Raw genomic sequence first — 23287 nt, 5'->3', positions numbered from 1 at the left:
CCGGCCTACTGCACTTTGAACCGCAGCCGCTCGATCAGCTGGCCATCCGGCGTCAGCAGGTCGACACGCCAGGCGCCGCGCGGATCGGCCGGGAAGTTGCGCTTGCGGCTGTAGGTGCGCCAGCCGCCTTTTCCGCTACCTTGGATTTCGGCGGCGATGCGATCGAGCTTGTGGCCGTTCTGTGACCACTGGAAGTAGACGGTCTGCTTGAGACCCATCGGTGCGCGGATCGCGACGAAGGCGATCGCCCCGCGTGCTTGGAGCGCAGCTGCGCTGATGGTCTGCAGCCGCGCGCCGGGCGTGCGGTCTTCGACGCTCTGCGTCACCAGCCCTTCGGTGACCGACAGGCCGGCGGGCGGCACGTGCGAGCGCAGCAGCCACAAGGCGAGCGGTGCGAGCACGAAGGCGGTGAAGCCCAAGCGCCGTGCCTGCGGCGTCGACAGATCGCGCCAGGCACCGCGCAGGCCGAGCAGAATCCAGACGCCGGTGATGACCAGCGCGAGCGGCAGCGCGTTCTCGAGCTGCACCTTGGCCGCGATCGGTAGCACCACCAGTGCGCAGACGAAACTGCAGTAGGCGTGGAACAACAAGGCCCGCGCCGGGTGATCGGCGATGTGCTTTTCGTAGATCGGGTCGATCACGCTGATGAAGGCGGCTAGCCCTACGAGTCCGGTGAACAGCCACTGGCCGATGTCGGGCTGGGTCGCACCGGCCAGGAACGGCAGCGAGAAGAACAACACTTCCTGCTGCAGCGACTGCGTGATCATCTGCAGTCCGTAGGGCGTCCACTTGGACGGAAAGCGGCGCAGCAGCCAGTTGCGCAACCAGCCCTGGGCCAGCATCCACGGCCAGCCGAGCAGGGCGGTGAAAGCGATGTAGCGGGCCATGCCTTCGCCGCGGCGTACGAGCACGAAGCTCAGCACGCCGGCCAGGAACGAGGCCAGCGGCAGCAGCCAGGGGTAACGTTCGAACAGCACGAGCACGCGCGTGACGAACCGGCGCACCCAGGACCAGCGCACGCGCGCATTGGCGTTGGGGCTCGGGACCGAATTCTGTTGCGGGAGGAGTTCGGGCATTGCCAATAGGCCGCTGACGACTCAGCGGTAGATCTGCACCGGGAAGCTCAGTTCGAGTTTTTGCTGCGGCATGTCCGACGATAGGCGCGGAACCGGCGACGCCCGCTGAATCACGGCCACCGCTTTGTCGTCGAGCTGCGGGTCGCCGGTGCTCCGGGTGACCGCAGCCTCGATCACACGGCCGTTGCGATCGATCGCGAAGTGCACCTCGACAGTCATCCTCGGCGTCGCCCGGATCGCCTCGGCAAGCATCACCTGATTGATCTGGAACAGGTGGTTCGTAAGGCGCTGGAAAAAGGCGCCGCGGTCGGCGACCGCCTCGCCCGGACCGCGCTCGGGAGCCGCACCCTGGCCGAGCACCGCGCCGCCGGCCGTCATCGGGGCGCCGGTCTGGTCGGGCAGCGGCGGCGCTTCGGCGATGACGTCGGGTACCGCTCCGCGATACGGCTCGGCCGGGTCGAAGACCTGCGGATGCGGGTCTTCGGCGCGCGGCGTCGTGCGCGGAGCGGGCGTGGCATCCGGCCGGCGCGTGAGCGGCTGGCGCGACGCCTGCTCGATCGCCTGCTGCAGGGCGCGCTGCTGGCGCGCGCGGTCTTCGGTCCGCGCCCGGTCCTGGTCGCGACGCGCCTGCTCGTCGGCCATGCGCTGGGCCTGGGCGAGCCTGTCGCGGGCTTCCTGGGCCTGGCGCGCGTCTTGGCGGGCTTGTTCGCGTTGCTGCGCCTCTTCGGCTTTGCGTTCGGCGTCGTCGGCCGGTTTCGGTGTCGCGGGCGGCGCGGCGGGCTTGGTTGCCGGCTCCGGGGTTTTGGCGGTGACTGCTGCTGCGGGTTTCCTGGCCTCACTCGCGATCGCGCGAGTCGGTCCATCGGCAAGCCGCAGTTCGGCGACGAAGCGCAGCTTTTCGGCTTGCGGATGCAGGCGTTCGTAGGCCGCCTGGGCTTGGCGCGCCGCATCGGCAAGGCTCTGGCTCAGGCTCATCGCGGTGCCGCGCGCGGCTTGCGCCGAAGGCAGGGTGTCGGCCTTCTGGCCGGAAGTCGATCTGGCGATGGAGCCCAGCTCGGTGACGAGCTCGAACTTGTTCATCGTCGGCAGCCTGATCGGCACGACCTCGCCGTGCGCCTCGGCGGGCGGCGGGACTGCGCGGCCTTTGATGCGCTCGGCCAGCGTGCCGCCGAGCTGCCAGAGCGAAGGCAGCGCGACCAGCGCGAGCATGTGCAAGCCCATCGCCAGTGCCAGCGAGGCTGGCAGGCGCATCGATGGCGGGGCTTGCAGGCGCAGGGTGGTCATTTGCACCCCACAGATTAAGGATTCTTCTGCGGAGTGTCGCGCGAGCGGCTGATCTCAAAAAATAAGGATGAGTGGATCAGCGCGCGTTGTCGCGTGATCCACCCGCGCAGTCTTTGATTCTGAAGAAGCGTCGCGAGCGAACGCAGGTCTGATGAGGACGGAGCGCAGGAACCGGAGCGTACGATTGGCGCGTGAGGGTGAGGGCCGGGCCAGCCGAAGCGAAGCATCGGCTGGCCCGAACGCGTACCGCCCTCGTGCGGCATGCGGAGCGCAGCAGCTGCTTACCAGTGCTCGCCCTTGAACACGTTCGCGAACACCACCTGCTCGAGCGTCGGCTTGGCGCCTTCGCGACGGCCCTTGCGGGCGGCCGACGACGACGGGAACAGCCGGAAGCCCCAGCTCAGCACGTAGTCGTTGAGCTTGGGCCACAGCGCGTAGCTGACCGAGGCCGCGGTGCCGAGCGTGGTGGCGATCGACTTGGGACGTTCGAGCACCGCGCGCATCACGGTGTCGCCGGCGTCGTCGGGGCTCCAGGTCGGCACGTAGTCGTAGATCTTGGTCGGCGCGATCATCGGCGTGCGCACCAGCGGCATGTAGATGGCCGTGGTGTGGATGTTGTGGCTGCGCACTTCGGCCGACAGGCAGCGCGTGAACGCATCGAGCGCCGCCTTGCTCGCCACGTAGGCCGAGAAGCGCGCCGCGTTGGCGAGCACGCCGATCGAGCTGATGTTGACGATGTGCCCGCTCTTGCGCTTGGCCATGCTCGGCAGCAGCTTCATGATCAGCCGCACCGCGCCGTAGTAGTTGAGCTCCATCGTGCGTTCGAAATCATGGAAGCGCGTGGTCGATTCCATCACCGCGCGGCGGATCGAGCGGCCCGCGTTGTTGATCAGCACGTCCACGTGATCGAAGTCGGCGAGCACTTCATCCGCCATGCGATCGATGTCTTCCATGCTCGTGAGATCGCAGCTGTAGACATGCGCTTCGCCGCCGGCCTTCTCGATGACGGACTTGGCTTCTTCGAGCTTTTCGAGTGTGCGCGCGACGAGGATCACCTTGGCGCCCGCGGCGGCGAACTTCTTCGCCGCGTTGAAGCCGATGCCCGAGCTCGCGCCGGTGACGAGCACGACCTTGCCGGCGAGGCGCTGCATGGCCTGCGCCGGAATCTTCACGCGCAGGTCGAGGAACAGCTCCCAGTAGGCCCAGAGCTTGTCGGCGTAGTCGCGGATGTCCGGGCAGTCGATGCCCGTGCCCTTGAGCGCGGCGCGTGCCTTCTTGTTGTCGAAGGCGGTGCGGTTGAAGGCATAGCCGATCACCGACATCGGTACGCCGATGGTATCGGCGATGCGCTTCTGCACGGCCTTCGGCACCACCTTGGCGACCTGCGAGCCGAGCGCGCGCACCGAGCTCGGAATCGCCGGCAGCTGGATCTTGGCCGCGAATTCGGGGCCGTGCGCCACTTCCATGCAGATGGCGAGCAGCTCGCCGACCGTCGGCGACTTGTTCTGCATCAGATGGAAGCACTGGCCGTCGAGGCCCTGCTGGTGCGCGATCGCATCGATGGCCTTGGCGACGAAATCGACCGGGGCGATCGGCATGCGGCCGCCTTCGATGCCGAGCAGCGGAATCCACTTCGGCACCTTGTGGCTGACCGTCTGCAGCGCCTTGAAGAAATAGTAGGGGCCGTCGATCTTGTCCATTTCGCCGGTCACGCTGTGGCCGACGACGATGCCCGGACGATAGACGCGGAACGGCACCTTGCTCTCGTTGCGCACGATCGCTTCGGACTGGAACTTGGTGCGGTAGTACGGGTGATCGGTGCTCTGTCCGACGTCGAACATGTCTTCGGTGAACTTGCCGACGTGCTCGCCGCCGGCCACCGCGATGCTCGACACGTGATGCAGCTTCACGTTGCCGCCGAGGTCGTTGACGAAGGCGACGACGTTGCGCGTGCCCTCGTTGTTGATGCGATCGGCGAGCTCGTCGCTCATCGTCATGTCGTAGAGCGCGGCCAGATGGAACACATGGTCGATCTTGCCGGCGAGCTTCTTGAAATCGGCCGCGCTGACCAGGCCCGGCTCGGTCACGTCGCCGACCACCGGCACGATGCGAGAGGCGTCGTCGCCGTAGCGCAGCAGCTGGTTTTCGAGCTTGTCGCGCGAGCCCTCGCGCACGAGTACGTGAACGATGGCCCCTTCACGCGCGAGCAGCGACTCGAGCAGAAACTTGCCGATGAAGCCGGTCGCGCCGGTGACGAAGTAGTTCATGGTTCTCCTTGGTGTTCTTGCGGCCCGGCGGAGGGCCGGACGGGCACTGTTGTTATGAGCGTGTCGTTAGGGCCGATCTTATCGCCAGGCCTTCAGCTTTTGGGCCGGCCTTCGAAGTCATCCATGCTGTGGTAGATGCCGAAGATGCGGTCGGCGACGAAATCCCACAGCGCCAGCGGCAGCAGGCCGCGCGCGAGCATCGCCAGGCGCACGGTCCAGGGCATGGTCAGCAGCGGCTTGCCGGCCTTCATCGCCTGCCAGACGCGATTCGTCACCACTTCGGGCGTCAGGATCGGCGTCAGCAGCGGAGCCTTGACGCCACTGAACATGCCGGTGGAAATGTAGCTCGGGCAGACGGTCGTCACCTTCACGTGCACGTGGCCGGCCTGCTTGAGCTCGAGCCGCAGCGAATCGCTCCAGCCGATCGCGGCCCACTTGCTCGCGCAATAAACGCTCATGCGCGGATTGGCCACGGTGCCCGCGGCCGAGGCGATGTTGACGATGCGGCTCTCGCGCTTGTTGGCGATCATCGCGGGCAGGAAGGCGCGCGCGATGTACATGATCGCCAGCGTGTTGATCGCCATCGTCGGCCAGATGTCGCGCCGGTTGTCGTGTTCCCAGAAGAACTTGCCACGAATGATGCCGGCGTTGTTGAACAGCAGATCGATGTCGCCGGCCTCGCGCTGCACCTGCGCGGCGGCCTGCTCGATGCTCTCGAGGTTCGAGACGTCGACGGTGTACGCGAACACCGTGCCGCCGGCCGCCTTGAGTTCGGCGACCGCAGTGTCGAGCGCGGCCTGGTTGACGTCCCAGAGCACCACCGCGGCGGCTTTCTCGCGCACCGCGAGATCGGCGTAGAGCCGGCCCATGCCCATCGCCGCGCCGGTGATCAGAACCTTCTTGCCTGCAACGCTATCCATCCGATTCGCTCCATCGTGGTGAGAGCCGCGGTCGTGCGGGGTGCAGCAAATTCAAGCTCGCAGTGTGGCCGGCTGCGCGCAGTGTAGGCACGGCCGAAGACGCTGCAATGTCGGTGCCGCCAGGACCTGGGCGGTTTTATAGCCAGTGCCAGCCTGCGGTAAGCCGGGTTTTCAAGGCCTGAATGCGCTGCTCGCGTGCAGCCTCATCGTAGGCGACCGCCGGATGCCGGCCCCACACCGGGCCCGGCCAGGCCGCATCGCTCGAAAAGCGCACGATGTGATGCACGTGCAGCTGCGGAACCAGGTTGCCGAGCGCGGCGACGTTGAGCTTGTCGCCGCCGAAGGCCTGCATCGCCGCCCGGCCGAGCGTGCTCGATTCGAGCAGCAGCTGGGCCTGGTCGGCGGCGTCGAGTTGGTAGATTTCGCGAATGTCGCTGCGCCGCGGAACCAGGATGAACCATGGGTAGCGCGCGTCCTTGCTCAGCAGCAGCCGGCTCAGCGGCGCGTCGGCGAGGGCGAAGCTGTCGGCAGCGAGCTGCGGATGCAGCACGAAATCGGTCATGGGCGGGCGCGTCCGGTGCGGAAGAAGAGGCGGCCATGATGACCCGAGCCGGTGGCATCATGCAGGCCTTGCGACTTCATCCGGAATTTCGATGACCCGACACGCGCTCGTCGCCGGTTCCACCGGCCTGATCGGCTCGCACTTGCTGCGCCGCCTGCTCGCCGATGCGCGCTTCGATCGAATCAGCGTGCTCGTGCGCAAGCCGCTTGCGCAGACGCACCCGAAGCTCACGGCCATCGTCACCGACTTTGGCGATCTCGAAGGCCTCGGCTCCGCGCTGCAGGCCGACGACGTGTTCTGCTGCCTCGGCACCACGCGCGCCAAGGCCGGATCGAAGCAGGCCTTCGAAGCGGTCGACTACGAACTCGTGATGCGGCTCGCGCGCGCGGCGAAGGCGGCCGGCAGCCGGCAGTTCCTCGTCGTGTCGGCCATGGGCGCGCATGCGAACTCCTTGGCCTTCTACAGCCAGGTCAAGGGCCGCGTCGAGCGCGATCTGCGCACGGTCGGCTTTGCCTCGCTGCACATTTTCCGGCCCTCGCTGCTGCTCGGCGAGCGCGCCGAAAGCCGCACGCTCGAGGGCCTCGGCCAGCGCCTCGCGCCGGTGATCGGCGGGCTGCTGCCGGCGCGCTACCGACCGATCGAAGCCGACACCGTCGCCGCCGCGCTGTTGCAGGCCGCGGTCAGCGAGCGGCCCGGCGCCCACGTGCACGAGGCGCCGTTCGCGACGGCGTGAGCCGCTTCAGAGATCCGGCAGCTCGATGCGGCTCACGCCCGGAAACTCGGGCCTGCTCGGCGCACTCGCGTCGGGCTGGGCGACGGCGCTCGTGGTGCCCGGCAGGCTGCGCAGCTCGTCGTAGGCCTCGCGCAGGAACTGCAGCGCCTCGTCGATGCGCGCCCGCTGCAGGCCCGCGCGGAACAGCACCTCGGCCATGCGATTGAGCTGGGCTTCGAGGTCGCGCACGCGGGCGTTCTGGCGATCGGCCAGCGTCGCGAGCACGGGTTCGAGTGTGGCGATCGCCTCGTTCCACTCGTCGCCGGAGCCGTTCTGCTGCAACCAGGCGCGCGTCAGCAAGGGCGCCCAGACGTCCTGCAAAAAGCGCTGGCCGCTGGACGGCAAGGCGTGAACGACGCCGATGCGCGTGATTTCGTCGGCGACGCGCCGGCGCGCTTCGCCGAGCCGGGCGTCCTGTTGTTCGCGGCGCAGGGTCTGCAGCTGGTCGAGCGCGCCGGCGATGCGCTCGCTCGCGATCATCGGCAATTGCGCCAGCCCCAGCGCGACGAAGCCCGCACCGAGGCTCAGCCTGCCGAGCAGGCGTTCGAGTTCGGCTGGGCGGTGCAGGCTCAGGCGCACGGGATGCGCGGTGTTGACGAGAAAATCCGGGTCGGCGAGCGCGAGCTTGGCGAACGCGAACAGCGCCTCGTCGGACAGCTCGGCGAGGCCTTCGACGATGCGTCCGAGCAAGGCCAGGCGCTGCGCGATCGCGGGCGATTCGGGCGCCTCGGCGAGCAGTCGGGCCGCGAGTTCGGCGTCGGCTCCGCTGCGGGCCGCGATGCGCTCGAGCAGCGCCGAGAGACGCGGATCGATGGCCAGATCGGCGCTGGCCGGTGCTTCGGCGAGCGGCACGAGGCTCAGCGCGGTGGCCAGCAGCGCGGGCAGGCGCTCACCCAGCGTCACCGCATGCGTTTCGAGCCGGGCCAGGCGCGCATCGAGCGTCAGCGGCAGCTCCTGCAAGGCCTCGACGAAGCAGCGCAGCAGCGCATCAGGCGACAGCGCCGAAGCGGCCAGCGCTGTGCCGCGTGCATTGCCGGCCTGGATGCGCCGCCGCCAGGCTTGCAGCGGGGCCGCGATCACCGGCTGCAGCGATTGGTCGAGCGCATTGCGGCGCAGATCGAGTTCGAGCGCTTCTGAAGGCGTCAGCGCGAGCCGCTGCAGGGCGCGCTGTTCGCTGCCGCCTTGCAGTGGGGCCGGCGTGGCTTCGAGGTGGGCGAGCAGCAGCCGGCGATAGCGGCGGCTCAGCGCCTCCTGCGCCGGCTTCGACAGCCCGCCGAGCGCGGGCGCGAGCAGGGCTTCGTGCTCGGTCTGCAGCCAGTTGCGCAGCGTGTCCGGCGGGGCGGAAGCGGTCATCGGCGACAGGAGGAATGTGGAGGTCCAGTATGCGCGCCGGCGCTCGCGCCCGACCAAGCGGACTCGATCGTATCCGTCTATCCGCATAAAGAGATAAAATTCGCGCATGTACGACGCCACGCCTTCCAGCCCAGCCCGGTCCCCCCTGGACCTTCGCCCCGATGCCACCGAGCCGCTCACGCGCCTGCTCGCCGAGCGCGTGCTCGTGCTCGACGGCGCCATGGGCACGATGATCCAGCGCTACAAGCTCGAGGAAGCCGACTATCGCGGCGAGCGCTTCGCCGACTGGCATCGCGACCTCAAGGGCAACAACGACCTGCTCGTGCTCACGCAGCCGCAGATCATCCGCGAGATCCATCGCCAGTATCTCGAAGCGGGGGCCGACCTGATCGAGACCAACACCTTCAATGCGCAGCTGATCTCACTGGCCGACTACGGTATGGAATCGCTCGCCTACGAAATGAACGTCGCCGCCGCGACGCTCGCGCGCGAAGCGGCCGATGAAGTCGCCGCCGCGAGCGGCAGGCCGCGCTTCGTCGCCGGCGCGCTCGGGCCGACCAATCGCACCGCGAGCATTTCGCCGGACGTCAACGACCCGGGCTTTCGCAACGTCAGCTACGACGAACTCGTCGATGCGTATCTCGAACAGGCCAACGGCCTCGTCGACGGCGGCAGCGACATCCTGCTGATCGAGACGATCTTCGACACGCTCAACGCCAAGGCCGCGATCTTCGCCTGCGAGCGCCTGTTCGAGCAGCGCGGCCGGCGCTGGCCGGTGATGATCTCGGGCACCATCACCGACGCCTCGGGCCGCACCTTGTCGGGCCAGGTCACCGAAGCGTTCTGGGCCTCGGTGCGCCATGCGCGGCCCTTGTCGATCGGCCTGAACTGCGCGCTCGGCGGCAAGGACATGCGTCCGTACATCGCCGAGCTGTCGCGGCTCGCCGATTGCCATGTGTCCTGCTATCCGAACGCCGGTTTGCCGAATGCTTTCGGCGAGTACGACGAAATGCCCGAAGACACCGCGGGCATCATCCGCGAGTTCACCGAAGCGGGCCTCGTCAACATCGTCGGCGGCTGCTGCGGCACCTCGCCGGGCCACATCGGCGCGATGGCGCGGGCGGTCGCGGGGCTCGCACCGCGCAAGCCGGTCGAACACGACGGCATCACCAAGCTGTCGGGCCTGGAGCCGCTGAACCTCACGAGCGCGATTCGCTTCGTCAACGTCGGCGAGCGCACCAACGTCACGGGGTCGGCGAAGTTTCGTGATCTGATCAAGGCCGGCGACTACGCCACCGCGCTCAACATCGCGCGCCAGCAGGTCGAAAGCGGGGCGCAGGTCGTCGACGTCAACATGGACGAAGGCATGCTCGACGGCGTCGCGGCGATGGAGCGCTTCCTCAAGCTCATCGCGGCCGAGCCCGACATTTCGCGCGTGCCGGTGATGATCGATTCCTCGAAGTGGGAGGTCATCGAAGCCGGCCTCAAGTGCGTGCAGGGCAAGCCCATCGTCAACTCGATCTCGATGAAAGAGGGCGAGGAAAAATTCGTGCGCGAGGCGCGCCTGTGCCGGCAGTACGGCGCGGCGGTGGTGGTCATGGCCTTCGACGAACAAGGCCAGGCCGATACGCTCGAACGCCGCAAGGACATCTGCGGCCGCGCATACAAGATTCTCGTCGAGCAGGTGGGCTTTCCGCCCGAAGACATCATCTTCGATCCGAACGTGTTCGCGGTCGCGACGGGCATCGAGGCGCACAACAACTACGGCGTCGATTTCATCGAAGCCGCGCGCTGGATCAAGCAGAACCTGCCGGGTGCGCATATCAGCGGCGGCGTGTCGAATGTCTCGTTCTCGTTCCGCGGCAACAATCCGGTGCGCGAGGCGATCCACAGCGTTTTTCTTTTCCATGCGATCAACGCGGGCATGGACATGGGCATCGTCAATGCGGGCGCGCTCGTGGTCTACGACACGCTCGATGCGGAGCTGCGCGAGCGCATCGAGGACGTGATCCTCAATCGCCGCGCCGACGGCACCGAGCGCCTGCTCGAAATCGCCGGCAAGTTCAAAGGCGATGGAGCGAAGCAGGAGGCGGCCGACGAAGCCTGGCGTTCGCTGCCGCTCGGCGAGCGCATCACGCATGCGCTCGTGAAGGGCATCGACCAGTACGTCGAGGCCGACACCGAATTGCTGCGCGCCGAGATCGCCGCGCGTGGCGGCCGGCCGATCGAAGTGATCGAAGGCCCGCTCATGAACGGCATGAACGTGGTCGGCGATCTGTTCGGCGCGGGCAAGATGTTCCTGCCGCAGGTGGTCAAGTCCGCGCGCGTGATGAAGAAGGCCGTTGCGTACCTGATTCCGTTCATCGAAGCCGAGAAGAAGCCAGGTGATGTGGCTCGCGCCAAGGGCAAGATCCTGATGGCGACGGTCAAGGGCGACGTGCACGACATCGGCAAGAACATCGTCGGCGTGGTGCTCCAGTGCAACAACTACGAGGTCATCGATCTCGGCGTGATGGTGCCGGGGCAGAAGATTCTCGATGCGGCGCGCGAGCATGAAGTCGACATTATCGGCCTGTCGGGTCTGATCACGCCGAGCCTCGACGAAATGGTCTCGCTCGCCAAGGAAATGCAGCGCCAGGGCTTCGACATTCCGCTGCTGATCGGCGGCGCGACGACTTCGCGCGCGCATACGGCCGTGAAGGTGTCGCCGCAGTACCAAGGCCCGATCGTCTGGGTCAAGGACGCCTCGCGCTCGGTGCCCATCGCTTCGGCACTGCTGTCGGACGAGCAGCGTCCCAAGCTCATGGCCGAGGTGAACAAGGAATACGCGGCGATCCGCGAGCGCCACGCGAACAAGGATCGGGCGGAGAAATTCCTGAGCCTCGATGCGGCACGCGCGAACCGCACGCCGGTCGACTGGAGCACGTACAGGCCCTTCCGCCCGCGCATGCTGCTGCAGCAGGCGATGGACGTTTGCGATGGTCCGCATTGCGATCACCATCATCATGCTGCGACGCAGTTCGTCAAAGTGCTGCACGACTATCCGCTCGCCGAGCTGCGCGACTACATCGACTGGCAGCCGTTCTTCATCGCCTGGGAATTGAAGGGCCGCTTTCCCGATCTGCTCAACAATCCGGCCACCGGCGAAGCCGCGCGCAAGCTCTGGGACGATGCGCAGGCGATGCTCGATCGCATCATCGACGAGAAGTGGCTGCGCGCGAACGCGGTGTTCGGCCTGTTTCCAGCCAATGCGGTCGATGGCGACGACATCGCGGTCTACGCGGACGAGTCGCGCACGGCCGAGATCGCACGCCTGCACAACCTGCGCCAGCAGAGCGAGCATCGCGCAGGCGTTCCGCACCGCTGCCTCGGCGACTACGTGGCGCCGCGTGAGACCGGCCTGCACGACTACGTCGGCGCGTTCGCGGTGACCACGGGCCTGGGTTCGGCCGAGAAAGTCGAGGCCTTCAAGAAGGCCAACGACGACTACAGCGCGATCCTGCTCGAATCGCTCGCCGATCGCCTGGCCGAAGCCTTCGCCGAGCGCCTGCATCAGCGCGTGCGCAAGGAATGGTGGGGTTACGCACCCGACGAGCATCTCGACAACCAGGCGCTGATCGCCGAGAAGTACATCGACAGCGGCGGCGGCATTCGCCCGGCTCCGGGCTATCCGGCCTGTCCCGAGCACACCGAAAAGGCCACGCTCTGGAAGCTGCTCGATGTCGAGAAGAACGCGAACATCGAACTGACCGAGAGCTATGCGATGTGGCCGGGGGCCGCGGTGTCGGGCTGGTATTTTTCGCACCCGCAGTCGCAGTACTTCGTCGTCGGGCGCGTCAACAAGGACCAGGTCGCGGACTACGCGCGCCGCAAGGGCTGGACGCTCGCCGAAGCCGAGAAATGGCTCGCGCCGAATCTCGGTTACGAGCCCGAGGACTAGGTCGGGTCGCAGCAGTCATGCCGAGGTGATCCGCGATCGGACTTGCGAGGGCTTGGGCGGCCTCGCAAGACTGGCCGCTGTCGGGCGACGTTCGTCGCCGCCAATCGACCTGTGGGCGGGCCTGGCGTGCTGCAAGGCGGCGCGGCGGACGTACCATCGCCTATCCGCTGACTGCGTCCCCGCATGAGCCTTCTGACCGAACAAGCCGATCCGCCCGAACCCAGCACCGCTGCGCCGATGCGCAAGCGCGTGGCCTGGGTTCTGATGGTGGTCGGCCTGTGCTCGGTGACCGCCGGCGCCCTGGCCCTGATCGGTCAGCCCGAGCCTCCGCATGCCGAGACCGCGGCCTACACCGATCGGCAGTCCGGAATCGCGCTCACGGCCGGTTTCGCGAGCTACCAGAGCGTCGATGCGGTGGCCGCCAGGCTCGCCGAGCAGGGCGTGGAGGCGGCGCACCGTCGCATCGCCCGGCCAACCAGCCCGCGCTATCCGATGCACGTGCTCGACACGCTGAGCCTCGATTACGCCCTGCTCGGCACCAAGGGCCGGATGACGCTCGAATTCTTCAACGACCGGCTCTACGAAATCGGCTACACGCCCGAGGACGCCAGCATCTGCGCGGCCGAACTCAAGCATGAAGAGCCGCAGTTGCGCCGCGACCGCAACGGCCGGGCCGAGCGTAGCGAGGGCGATCTGCGCATTGCGAGCAACGTCGACCTGGCGATCAGCAGCGTCGGCCGCAGCCTGCGCACCGAGCCCTACGTGCTCTGGCAGGATCAGCGCCTGATCCGCGAGCGTAACGACTGGGACGCGAAATTCGGGGCGATACCCTTCCCGGCTCCTTGAGCCGGGAAGCAATGGATGCAACGGCTCCTCGAGCCGGGAAGCAGTCGATGCAACGGCGCCTCGAGCCGGAAAGCGGCCGACGCCGCGTCCCCCGCCAAACCGCCCGATACCTCGCTAGCGATCGCTCGGCATCGGCGCCGGCGCATTCGGATCGGGCTTCACGAACTTGAGCGTCATGCGGTCCGACTCCCCGATCGCGAGGTACTGGTCGCGATTGGTTTGGCCGAGGCGCAGGGTCGGCGGCAGCGTCCAGACGCCGGCCGGATAGTTCTTGGTGTCCTTCGGATTCGCGTTGATCTCTTCCCATCCCACGTAGGCGAAGCCGGCCGCGGTGGCGAGTTCGATCACGTAGTCCTGCGGCACGTAGCCGGTGCGGACGATCTGCGAGCGCGGAATTTCGTCGGCGACGGCCCGGTGCTCGACCACGCCGAGCACGCCGCCCGGCTTCAGCGTGCGATAGAACGCGGCGAACATCTCGCGCTCGGTGTCGTTCTGCAGCCAGTTGTGCACGTTGCGGAAGCTCAGCACGAGGTCGGCCGAATTCGGCGGCGCCGGCTGCCAGAAGTTCGGCGCGCCGATCGCGCTGACGGTGACGCGCGAATAGAGCTCCGGATGCGCGGCGATCGCCTTGCGGTAGGCGGCCAGCGTCTGCTTCTGGTAGTCCGGGGCCGACGGCGTGTCCGGAAACTGGGCGGCGATGTAGCGCCCGCGCGCGGCCAGGAACGGCGCGAGGATCTCCGAATACCAGCCGCCGCCCGGCCAGATCTCGACCACCGTCATGTCGCTCTCGATGCCGAAGAACTGCAGCGTCTCGAGCGGATGACGGTAACGGTCGCGCGGCCGGTTCTGCTCGCGGTACGGCGCGGCGATCGCCTGTTCGAGCGTGATGACCGGTGGCTGGAACTGCCTGGGAGCCGGCTCCTGCGCGCAGGAGCCCAGCAGCAGGGCCGTCGCGACGACCGCGACGGAAACGAGACTGCGCATCGACATGCCTTTGTTTGAAAAACCCGACGCTTAGTGGTGGTGGCCGCCTTCGCCGTGGACGTGGCCGTGGGCGAGTTCTTCCTCGCTGGCCTCGCGAACCTGGGTGATCTCGACGTCGAAGTTGAGCGTCTCGCCGGCCAGCGGATGGTTGCCGTCGACGGTGACCATGTCGCCGGCCACGCGGGTCACGGTGACGCGGGTCGGGCCCTGCGGACCCTGGGCGGTGAAGCTCATGCCCGGCTTGATGTCCTTGATGCCCTGGAAGGCACGGCGCGGCACTTCCTGCACCAGGCGGGCGTCGCGTTCGCCGTAGCCTTCGGCCGGGGCGACGGTGACCTTGAGCTTGTCGCCGGCGACCTTGCCGAGCAGTTCCTTTTCGAGGCCCGGGATGATGTTGCCGGAGCCGTGGAGGTAGGCCAGCGGGGAGCCGCCGCTGGAGGAATCGAGAACTTCGCCACGATCGTTCGTGAGGGTGTAATGGAACGAAACGACGCTGCGGTCGGCGATCTGCATGTCTGAGCTCGGCTGAAAAATGGACCCGCCGATAGGACGGCAGGACGAAATCGAACCGCTATGGTAGCCCAAGCCATCCGCAGAGCCAGAAAACGTCGGGCTGCAAACCTTGCGGCGACCGCCCGCATCCAAGGCCTTCAACATCGCAGGCACGACCGCCGGCGAATTACGCCACTGAATCGTCAAATCCGCGTACAAAGCGGCGGATTTGGCGGAATATAAACGCCACATGAAAAATAATTACATAGCAATCAATTACTTGGGTGATGGTGACGCTGGCATGGAGCATGAAACGTTGGCGGTCGAACCGGGGGTTTTCCAATTCGCATGAACATGATCCGCACCGCTGTCCCTGTACTGCTGGGCCTTGCCCTGCTGTCCGGCTGCAAGGCTGACAGCAAGGCCGAAGAAAAGAAGGAAGAAGCGGCCATTCCGGTCGAGGTCGCCACCGTCACGCTCGGGACCATCGACGCCGCCTATCGCGGCACCGCGACGCTCGAAGCCGAGAACGAGGCCACCGTGCTGAGCAAGCAGAGCGGCACGGTCGAGCAGGTGTTGGTCGAGGAGGGCGATCGCGTCCGCGCCGGCCAGCTGCTCGCCCGGCTCGAGTCCGACAAACTGCGCTTCGAGCGCGCGCGCGCCCAGGCCGACGTCGACCGGCTGGAGCAGGATTTCACGCGCCTGAAATCGGTCTACCAGCGCAACCTGGTGTCGCGTGAGGCCTACGACAAGACCCAGTACGAACTCTCGGCCGCACGCGCCGCGGCCGATCTGGCTTCGCTGGCGCTGCGCGAATCCGAAGTGCGCGCCCCGTTCGACGGCATCGTCAGCGCGCGCTACATCAAGCGCGGCAACCTGATCCAGCCGAATGCGCAGGCTTTCCGGATCACCCAGATGGACCGGCTGCGCGCCGCCGTCTACGTGCCCGAGCGCGACATCCACAAGCTCAAGACCGAGCACCTCGTGAAGCTCACGGTCGACGCCTGGCCCGGCAAGGTCTTCACCGGCGCCGTGCTGCTGATCAATCCGGTGATCGACGCCAGCACCGGCACGGTCAAGGTCACCGTGAACATCGACGCCAAGCAGTCCGAGCTGCGTCCGGGCATGTTCGCGCGCACCGAGATTCTCTACGACCATCGCGAGCAGGCCTTGTTGATTCCGCGCGACGCGGTGATCACCGAAGACGCCGCCGAATCGGTCTACGTGGTTGCCTCCGATCATGCGCGCCGGCGCGTGGTGCGCATCGGCTACGGCGATGCGGGCAACTTCGAAGTGCTCGAAGGCCTGAAAGCCGGCGAGCAGGTGGTCACCACGGGCCAGGCCAGCCTCAAGGATGGCGCCAAGGTGCAGGTGGTGACGCCGCTGAAGGACGAGCCGGCGGCCGGAGCCGCTCCCGCCGCAGCCGCGCAAGAAGGCTGAGACCTCCATGCTCGGCTTCGTTACGCGGCGCCCGGTCGCCGTGGTCATGTTCACGCTCGCGGTGCTGCTGTTCGGCATGGTCTCGCTGAGCCGGCTGCCGGTGACCCTGCTGCCCGATCTGTCGTATCCGACGCTGACCGTGCGCACCGAACTCGAAGGTGCCGCACCGACCGAGATCGAGACGCTGCTCTCCAAGCCGATCGAGGAAGCGGTCGGCGTGATCAAGAACGTACGCCGCGTGACCTCGGTATCGCGCGCGGGCACCTCCGACGTGACCCTCGAATTCAACTGGGGCACGAAGATGGATTACGCGGTGCTCGACGTGCGCGAGAAGCTCGACACGCTCGAGCTGCCGAAGGAATCCAAGCGGCCGATCGTGCTGCGCTTCGATCCTTCGTCCGACCCGGTGCTCAAGCTCGGCCTCGCGCTCAAGGGCGACGCGGCGGCCAAGCCCGATGAAGCCGCCCTCAAGCGTTTGCGCCGAGTCGCCGAAGACCTCGTGCAGAAGCCGCTCGAAGCGGTCACCGGCGTTGCCGCGGTGAAGATTTCGGGTGGACTCGAAGACGAGGTGCAGGTGCTCGTCGACCTGCACAAGCTCGCGCAGCAGAACCTCACGCTCGAACAGGTCGGCGCTCGGTTGACTGCGGAGAACGTGAATCTTTCGGGTGGACGCGTCGAGCAGGGCGCGAGCCGCTATCTCGTGCGCACCCTGAACCAGTTTCGCGATCTGCAGCAGATGCGCGAAGTGATCCTGCAGACGCGCTCGACTGCAGAAGGTGGCGACAATCGCCCGGTGTACCTCAAGGATGTCGCCGAAGTGCGCAGCGGTTACAAGGAGCGCGAAGCGGTGATCCGCATCGGCGGCGACGAGGCGGTCGAAATCGCGATCTACAAGGAAGGCGACGGCAATACCGTCGAGACCGCCAAGACCGTGCACAAGCGGCTCGAGACGCTGACCAAGTCGCTGCCGGGCGACATGGAGCTCAAGCCGCTCTACGACCAGAGCGTGTTCATCGAAAGCGCGATCGACGAGGTGATGGAGGCCGCGATCATCGGCGGCATTCTCGCCGTGCTGATCGTCTATCTGTTCCTCGGCAGCGCCTGGATCACGGCGGTCATCTCGATCTCGATTCCGGTCTCGGTGATCGCCACTTTCAACGTCATGTACGGCGCCGGGCTGACGCTCAACATCATGTCGCTCGGCGGCATCGCGCTCGCCATCGGCCTGGTCGTCGACGATGCGATCGTGGTGCTCGAAAACATCATGCGCAAGCGCGAAGACGGGCTCGCGCCGACCGAAGCGGCGGTCGCGGGCGCATCGGAAGTGGCGGCCGCGGTAGTCGCATCCACGCTGACGACGGTTGCGGTGTTCTTTCCGATGGTGTTCGTGCAAGGCATCGCCGGCCAGCTGTTTTCCGACCAGGCAATGGTCGTCACCGGCGCGCTGATCTTCTCGCTGATCGTCTCGTTCACGCTGATTCCGATGCTCGCGGCGCGCGGCAACCGCAAGACGCCACCGCCCGAAGCGCAGCCGGTTCATCGCGATGGCAACGCCTTGCAACGCGGCCTGTCGGCGACGCGCCATGGTGTGTTCGAACAGGCGCCGGTCGGCGTGCTGTGGGTGTTCGTGAAGCTGTTCCGCGCGATCGGCTATCTGCTCGGCCTGGTGTTCCGTCCGCTGTCGAAAATCTTCCAGGCTTTCTTCGATCGCTGCGAATCCGGCTACGAACGCCTGCTCGGCTGGGCGCTCTCGCATCGCGCGCTGGTGCTCGGCGTGGCGTTCGCGATGTTCGCGGCGAGCCTGTGGCTGCTGACGCGCATCGGCGTCGAACTGATTCCGCCGTTCAACCAGGGCGAGCTGCATGCCGAGATCGAGCTGCCGCCCGGCACGCCGCTCGCGCGTACCGATAGCGTGCTGCGCGATCTTGCGCGCGGCATCGACGGTGACGGCGCGCTCGCCGCGGTGTTCTCGGTCGCCGGCCAGGGCAACCGGCTCGACGTCTCGGCAGACGAAGGCGGGGAGAACAACGGCGTGCTGAATCTCGGCCTGAAGGCGGGCCGCTACGATGACGAGGCCCGCATCATCGCAGCGCTCGCCAAGCCGCTCCAAACCGTGCCGGGACTCACGTATCGCTATACGCGTCCCACTCTGTTCACGCTCAAGGCACCACTCGAAGTCGAAATCTCGGGCTACGACCTCGACACGCTCGCGCGCACTTCGGAATCGATCCGCCAGCAGATGCGAAAGAGCGGGCGCTTCACCGAAATCGAAACCACGCAGGCACCCGGAAACCCGGAGATCCAGATCCTGTTCGATCAGGAGCGCGCCGCCGCGCTCGGGCTCGATACGGCCGATCTCGCCAATCGCGTGGTCAACTCGGTGCAGGGCGTTGTTGCGACGCGTTATCGGCTCAACGATCGCGAGATCGATGTGCTCGTACGCGGCTCGGAGCGCGATCGTGCGAGTGTTGAAGACGTGCGTCGGCTCATCATCAATCCCGATTCGGCACGTCCGGTGACGCTCGAGGCGGTTGCCAACGTGCAGCTGCGCAGCGGGCCTTCGGAGATCCGGCGCATCAGCCAGTCGCGCGTCGTGGTGATCTCGGCCCAGCTCGCGCATGGCGATCTGGCTGATGCGGTCGCCGAGCTCGATCGCATCGTCGCGGCAACGCCGATGTCGCAGAGCACCAGCGCGAACGTCACCGGGCAGAGCGAGGAAATGGAAGTCTCGTTCCGCTCGCTGCAATTCGCGCTCGCGCTCGCGGTGTTCCTGGTCTATCTGGTGATGGCCTCGCAGTTCGAATCGCTGGTGCATCCGTTCGTCATCCTGTTCACCATTCCGCTCGCCGCGATCGGGGCCATCGTCGCGCTCTACGTCACCGGCTCGATCATCAACGTGGTCGCGCTGATCGGCATGATCATCCTGGCCGGCATCGTGGTGAAGAACGGCATCGTGCTGATCGACCTCGTCAACCGCAAACGCGAAGAGGGCTACGCGCGCGCCGAAGCGATCCTGATCGGCGGGCGCACGCGCCTGCGCCCGATCATGATGACGACGGCCACCGCCGTGCTGGGTCTGATGCCGATCGCCATCGGCATGGGCGCGGGCGGCGAAATGCAGAAGCCGATGGCGATCACCGTGATCGGCGGGCTCACGGTGTCGACGCTGCTGACACTCGTGGTGATTCCGGTGCTCTATACCGTGCTCGATCGCCGGCCGGATGCCGCCGTGCGGAACCAGCACCAGGGAGCGCGCGCATGAGCCTGCGCAGCGGTTACGTCGCACTGGCCGGCCTGTTCGCCGCAATGCTTGTCTGTACGCTCGGCTTCGACCGCCTGGTCTCGCTATGGCTTGCGGAGCACGCCTCCGCGCTGGTGCCGATCGCGCGCACGTTCACCGATGCGATCACCTGGCTCGTGCTGCCCTGGCTGCCGAAATGGGTACATCCGCTCGTGCTCGTCGTCCTCGGTGGCGCGTTGACCCGGTTCACCGGCCGGGCCTGGTTGCGGCCATTCGCGATTACGGCCGTCGTGCTGTTCGCGACGCGCATCAGCGTGACCTGGCTCAAGAGCGTGTTCGAGCGCGTGCGTCCGTTCGAATACCTGGCCGATCCACGGCTCGCCGATTTCTTCGTCGCGGGCCACGATTCGTTTCCGTCGGGTCATACGGCGGTCTACATGGGCCTGCTGATTCCGCCGGCGCTGATGTTTGCGCGTTGGCGTTGGCCCTTGGTCGTAATCGCGAGCCTGCTCGCATTCGCGCGCGTGGTCGAAGGCGATCATTACCTCGGGGATGTCATCGGCTCTGCGTTTATCGCGCTGTGTTTTGCTGTGGCTGGTACGTCTCTCGTCTCCCGTTCCCCGTCTCCCGGCCTCACCCCATGAACCTCACCGCGCTGTCGCTCAAGCGGCCGGTCACGGTGGCGATGTTCTTCGTCTGCATGACCTTGATCGGGCTCATCGCCGGGCAACGATTGCCGCTCGAATCGCTACCCGACATCGAGTTTCCGTTCATGGTCGTCAACGTGCCGTATCGCAACTCGACGCCCGAGGAAGTCGAGCGGCGCATCACGCGTCCGGTCGAAGAAGCGATCGCGACCCTGCCGGGACTCAAGCGCATCGAATCCAAATCGCGCGACGACGGCGTCGAGATCGAGCTGCAACTCGACTGGGGCGCCGATCTGGCCGTCAAAGGCGTCGAGGCGCGCGACAAGATCGATTCGATCCGCGACAAGCTGCCCGACGACGTGCAGCGCGTGCAGGTGTTCAAGTTCTCGGGCTCGGACCAGCCGATGCTGCAGCTGCGCATCTCGGCCGACCGCGATCTGTCGGGCGCCTACGAAATGCTCGATCGCAATCTCAAGCGCAGGCTCGAACGCATTGCCGGCGTTTCGAAAGTCGAGCTCTACGGCGTCGAGGAAAAGCAGGTCCGCATCATGCTTGCGGCCGATCGCGTCGCGAGCCACGGCATCGACATCGCCAAGCTCGGCGCGCAACTGCAGAAGGCCAACTTCGCGCTGTCGGCGGGCCAGATCACCGATGGCAGGCTGCGCTACACGGTGCGACCCGAAGGCGAGCTCACTACGCTCGATGCGGTACGCAATGTCGTCATCGATGCGAGCGGCCTGCGCCTGGGCGACATCGCCGAGGTGCAGTACACCGATCCGGAGCTGACCTACGGACGCCATCTGAATCGGCGCTTCGCGATCGGCGTCAATGTGTTCAAGGAAACCGGGGCGAATCTCGTCGAGGTCGGCGAGCGCGCGAAGGCCGAAATCGAGCGCATCAAGGAATTGCCCGAGATGAAGGGCATTCGCCTGTTCCCCATGCAGGACCAGTCGCAGGAAGTGAAGCAATCGCTGGCCGACTTGCTCGAAGCCGGTGCCATCGGCGCGGTGCTGTCGGTGCTCGTGCTGTGGCTGTTCCTGCGCGATATCCGCATGACGCTGATCGTGACGCTGTCGGTACCGCTGTCGCTGTGCATGACGCTCGCGGCGATGTACTTCCTCGGCCTTACGCTCAACATTCTCACGCTCATGGGCCTGATGCTCGCGGTCGGCATGCTCGTCGACAATGCGGTGGTGGTGACCGAGAGCATCTTCACCGAGCGTCTGAAAACCGGCGATGCGGTCGAGGCCACGCTGTCGGGCGTGCGCAAGGTCGGCATGGCGGTGGTCGCCGGCACCCTGACGACCGCGATCGTGTTTCTACCCAACGTATTCGGCGCGCAGAACGAAATCACCGTGTTCATGAGCCAGGTGGCGTTCACGATCACCATCGCGCTGGCCGCGTCGCTGCTCGTGGCGGTGACGCTGATTCCGCAGCTGACCACGCGCATGGTCTCGGGCGACGCGAGCGGCGGTGCGCGCTTTCTGGTTGTGCTGTCGGCCTTCTACGCCAGAACGCTGGGCTGGACCTTGCGCCATCGCGGCTGGACTTCGCTGATGATCGTGGTGCTGCTCGGCTCGGTGATCGTGCCGCTCAAGTTCGTCAAGACCGACATGTTCCCGGCCGAAGACGGCACGCGCCTGCTCATGCAGTACAACCTCAACGGCGTCTATCGGGTCGACAAGGTCGAGGAGGCCGTCAGCACCATCGAGAATTACCTGTTCGCGAACCAGGCCTCGCTGGGCTTCGACTCGGTCTACAGTTATTTCGATGTCAGCAGCGCGCAGACCGTGCTGATCATGCCCGAGAAGAAGCTGCGCAAGCGCAGCAATGCTTCGGTGATGGAGGAGATCCGCGCGCAGATGCCCAAGCTCGCGATCGGCAGTGTGAGCTTCGAGCAGAACCGATCGGGCACCGCGGACAAGCTGGGCGTGCGCGTGTTCGGCGAATCGGCCGAGCATCTGCGCGATGTCGCCGACGATGTCGTGCGCACGCTGCGCCTCGTCAAGGGGCTCACCGATGTGCGTGTGATCGCCGAGGCCGAAGACCAGGAAGTGCGCATCCGCATCGATCGCGAGCGAGCGCGCCAGAACGGGCTTTCGAGCCAGCAGGTCGCCGACGCGGTGGCCGCGGCGATGCGCGGCACCGAGCTGCGTCCGTTCCGCACGGCCACCGGCGAGGTCGACATGATCGTCGAGTTCCGCAAGCAGGATCGCGCGGATTTCGAGGCGATCCTGTCGATGCCGATCCTGCGTCCGGACGGGGCGCGCATCACGCTCGGCTCGGTCGCCCAGGTCGATGTCGGCAACACGCCCGGCAACATCACGCGCGAGAATCGCATGGCCTCGCTGAAGGTGCAGTTCGGCACCGCCGAAGGCGTGACCTCCGAGGATGCGAAGAAGTCGGTCGAGAACGTGCTCAACGATCTGCAGTTCCCTCCCGGCTACAGCTGGGGCTACAGCCAGGCCTTCGACGACGAAGCGCAGAACATGCAGGGCATGCTCGTGAACATGCTGCTCGCGATGGCGCTGATCTATCTGGTGATGGCGGCGCTGTTCGAGTCCACGCTCGAGCCGAGCGCGATCATCACGGGCATCTTCTTTTCGTTCGTCGGCGTGTTCTGGTTCTTCATGATCACCGCGACGACGATGTCGTTCATGGCCATGATCGGCTTGCTGATCCTGATGGGAGTGGTCGTCAACAACGGCATCGTGCTGATCGACCACGTGCATCAGCTGCGTGCTTCGGGCATGCCGCGCGAGGAAGCGGTGATCCAGGGCTCGCGCGATCGCCTGCGGCCGATCCTGATGACGGTGGCCACGGCCACGCTCGGCATGGTGCCGCTCGCACTCGGTGAAACTTCGGTCGGCGGCAACGGGCCGCCGTATTATCCGATGGCGCGCGCGATCATCGGCGGCTTGACGTTCTCGACGGTCGTCAGCCTGGGGGTGCTGCCGAGCACTTACTGCATGCTCGACGATCTGCGCGTCTGGGGCGCGCGTGTCGTCGCAAAGGCGCGTGGCCAGGCACTGTCGCCACGCGGCGTTCAGTTACCCTGAGTCAGGCTCGCGTCATTCCGACCAGCATCCGACAACAAGAAGTCATCGACAGGAGAAGGGACATGGCAAACGATCTGCAAGTGCGCGACGAAGGCAGCATTTTCTGGGGCTCGTTCTGGATGCTCGTGCTGTCGGTGCTGCTGTTCTGGCTGCCGGGTCTGGGCAGCCTCGTCGCCGGGGTGGTCGGCGGCAAGATTGCAGGCGGTGTCGGCCGGGCGTTCATCGCCTCGATCATTCCGAGCATCGCCCTGGGCGCGATACTCGGCTTTCTGATCAAGGCACTCACGGGCGTGGCCTGGGTGGCCTGGCTCGCGGGTTTCGGCATTTTCGCGGTTGCAGTCGGCGGTGCGGCGGCGATGGTGCTCGGGGCGCTGATCGGCGGTCTGCTCGCCGCCAAGTAAAGC

The 23287-nt window shown here is 66.4% G+C and carries 16 protein-coding genes; 8 read left to right on the top strand and 8 right to left on the bottom strand.

Features of this window, described 5'->3' with window-relative positions:
* Positions 1-5: 5 nt before the first annotated feature.
* The 5 genes from WQQ_RS07885 to WQQ_RS07865 form a co-directional block, all read right to left on the bottom strand.
* Positions 6-1076: a DUF5924 family protein gene (locus tag WQQ_RS07885; protein WP_007184612.1), complete on the bottom strand. Its 1071-nt coding sequence runs from the start codon at positions 1074-1076 to the stop codon at positions 6-8.
* Between the two features lie 21 nt (positions 1077-1097).
* On the bottom strand, positions 1098-2360 hold the full coding sequence (locus WQQ_RS07880) for an energy transducer TonB (protein ID WP_007184611.1): 1263 nt from the start codon (positions 2358-2360) through the stop codon (positions 1098-1100).
* Between the two features lie 281 nt (positions 2361-2641).
* The gene (locus WQQ_RS07875) at positions 2642-4627 is read right to left on the bottom strand and encodes an SDR family oxidoreductase (RefSeq protein ID WP_007184610.1); all 1986 of its coding nucleotides are present in this window, start codon (positions 4625-4627) and stop codon (positions 2642-2644) included.
* Positions 4628-4719: 92 nt separating this feature from the next.
* Positions 4720-5547, bottom strand: coding sequence for an SDR family oxidoreductase (locus WQQ_RS07870; protein WP_007184609.1), 828 nt, complete (start codon positions 5545-5547; stop codon positions 4720-4722).
* Between the two features lie 136 nt (positions 5548-5683).
* On the bottom strand, positions 5684-6109 hold the full coding sequence (locus tag WQQ_RS07865) for an HIT domain-containing protein (RefSeq protein ID WP_007184608.1): 426 nt from the start codon (positions 6107-6109) through the stop codon (positions 5684-5686).
* A gap of 91 nt (positions 6110-6200) precedes the next feature.
* On the opposite strand from WQQ_RS07865, the gene WQQ_RS07860 reads away from it, so the two are divergent.
* The gene (locus WQQ_RS07860; RefSeq protein ID WP_007184607.1) at positions 6201-6842 is read left to right on the top strand and encodes an NAD(P)H-binding protein; all 642 of its coding nucleotides are present in this window, start codon (positions 6201-6203) and stop codon (positions 6840-6842) included.
* A gap of 6 nt (positions 6843-6848) precedes the next feature.
* On the opposite strand, the gene WQQ_RS07855 is transcribed toward WQQ_RS07860, so the two are convergent.
* Positions 6849-8234: a coiled-coil domain-containing protein gene (locus WQQ_RS07855; RefSeq protein ID WP_040453201.1), complete on the bottom strand. Its 1386-nt coding sequence runs from the start codon at positions 8232-8234 to the stop codon at positions 6849-6851.
* 106 nt (positions 8235-8340) lie between these two features.
* Here WQQ_RS07855 and metH point away from each other — a divergent pair, with 106 nt between their 5' ends.
* Together metH and WQQ_RS07845 are read left to right on the top strand one after the other, a co-directional pair.
* The gene (gene metH / locus WQQ_RS07850) at positions 8341-12174 is read left to right on the top strand and encodes a methionine synthase (RefSeq protein ID WP_007184605.1); all 3834 of its coding nucleotides are present in this window, start codon (positions 8341-8343) and stop codon (positions 12172-12174) included.
* Between the two features lie 183 nt (positions 12175-12357).
* Complete coding sequence (locus WQQ_RS07845) at positions 12358-13020, top strand: hypothetical protein (RefSeq protein ID WP_007184604.1); 663 nt, start codon at positions 12358-12360, stop codon at positions 13018-13020.
* Between the two features lie 114 nt (positions 13021-13134).
* Here the strand turns inward: WQQ_RS07845 and WQQ_RS07840 are convergent, their stop codons facing one another.
* Complete coding sequence (locus WQQ_RS07840) at positions 13135-14004, bottom strand: class I SAM-dependent methyltransferase (RefSeq protein ID WP_007184603.1); 870 nt, start codon at positions 14002-14004, stop codon at positions 13135-13137.
* Between the two features lie 30 nt (positions 14005-14034).
* Positions 14035-14517 (bottom strand): FKBP-type peptidyl-prolyl cis-trans isomerase, encoded by a 483-nt coding sequence (locus WQQ_RS07835; RefSeq protein WP_007184602.1) that lies wholly within the window; start codon positions 14515-14517, stop codon positions 14035-14037.
* A 327-nt stretch (positions 14518-14844) separates the two neighbouring features.
* On the opposite strand from WQQ_RS07835, the gene WQQ_RS07830 reads away from it, so the two are divergent.
* From WQQ_RS07830 to WQQ_RS07810, 5 genes are all read left to right on the top strand, one after another.
* Positions 14845-15936, top strand: a complete 1092-nt coding sequence (locus WQQ_RS07830; protein WP_007184601.1) for an efflux RND transporter periplasmic adaptor subunit — start codon at positions 14845-14847, stop codon at positions 15934-15936.
* A 7-nt stretch (positions 15937-15943) separates the two neighbouring features.
* Complete coding sequence (locus tag WQQ_RS07825) at positions 15944-19198, top strand: efflux RND transporter permease subunit (protein ID WP_007184600.1); 3255 nt, start codon at positions 15944-15946, stop codon at positions 19196-19198.
* Positions 19195-19821 carry a phosphatase PAP2 family protein gene (locus WQQ_RS22905; protein ID WP_007184599.1) on the top strand — a complete coding sequence of 209 codons (627 nt, stop codon included), beginning with the start codon at positions 19195-19197 and terminating at the stop codon, positions 19819-19821. The genes WQQ_RS07825 and WQQ_RS22905 overlap by 4 nt, the downstream gene beginning before the upstream one ends.
* Positions 19818-22883 carry an efflux RND transporter permease subunit gene (locus WQQ_RS07815; protein WP_007184598.1) on the top strand — a complete coding sequence of 1022 codons (3066 nt, stop codon included), beginning with the start codon at positions 19818-19820 and terminating at the stop codon, positions 22881-22883. Before WQQ_RS22905 ends, WQQ_RS07815 begins: the two co-directional genes overlap by 4 nt.
* Before the next feature lie 62 nt (positions 22884-22945).
* Positions 22946-23284 (top strand): hypothetical protein, encoded by a 339-nt coding sequence (locus tag WQQ_RS07810; protein WP_007184597.1) that lies wholly within the window; start codon positions 22946-22948, stop codon positions 23282-23284.
* The last annotated feature ends 3 nt before the right edge of the window (positions 23285-23287 follow it).

It is taken from the genome of Hydrocarboniphaga effusa AP103, from assembly GCF_000271305.1.
GTDB classification, from domain to species: domain Bacteria; phylum Pseudomonadota; class Gammaproteobacteria; order Nevskiales; family Nevskiaceae; genus Hydrocarboniphaga; species Hydrocarboniphaga effusa.
Note: the sequence above shows the minus strand (reverse complement) of the source record. Positions and strands in the feature narration are given on the sequence as shown.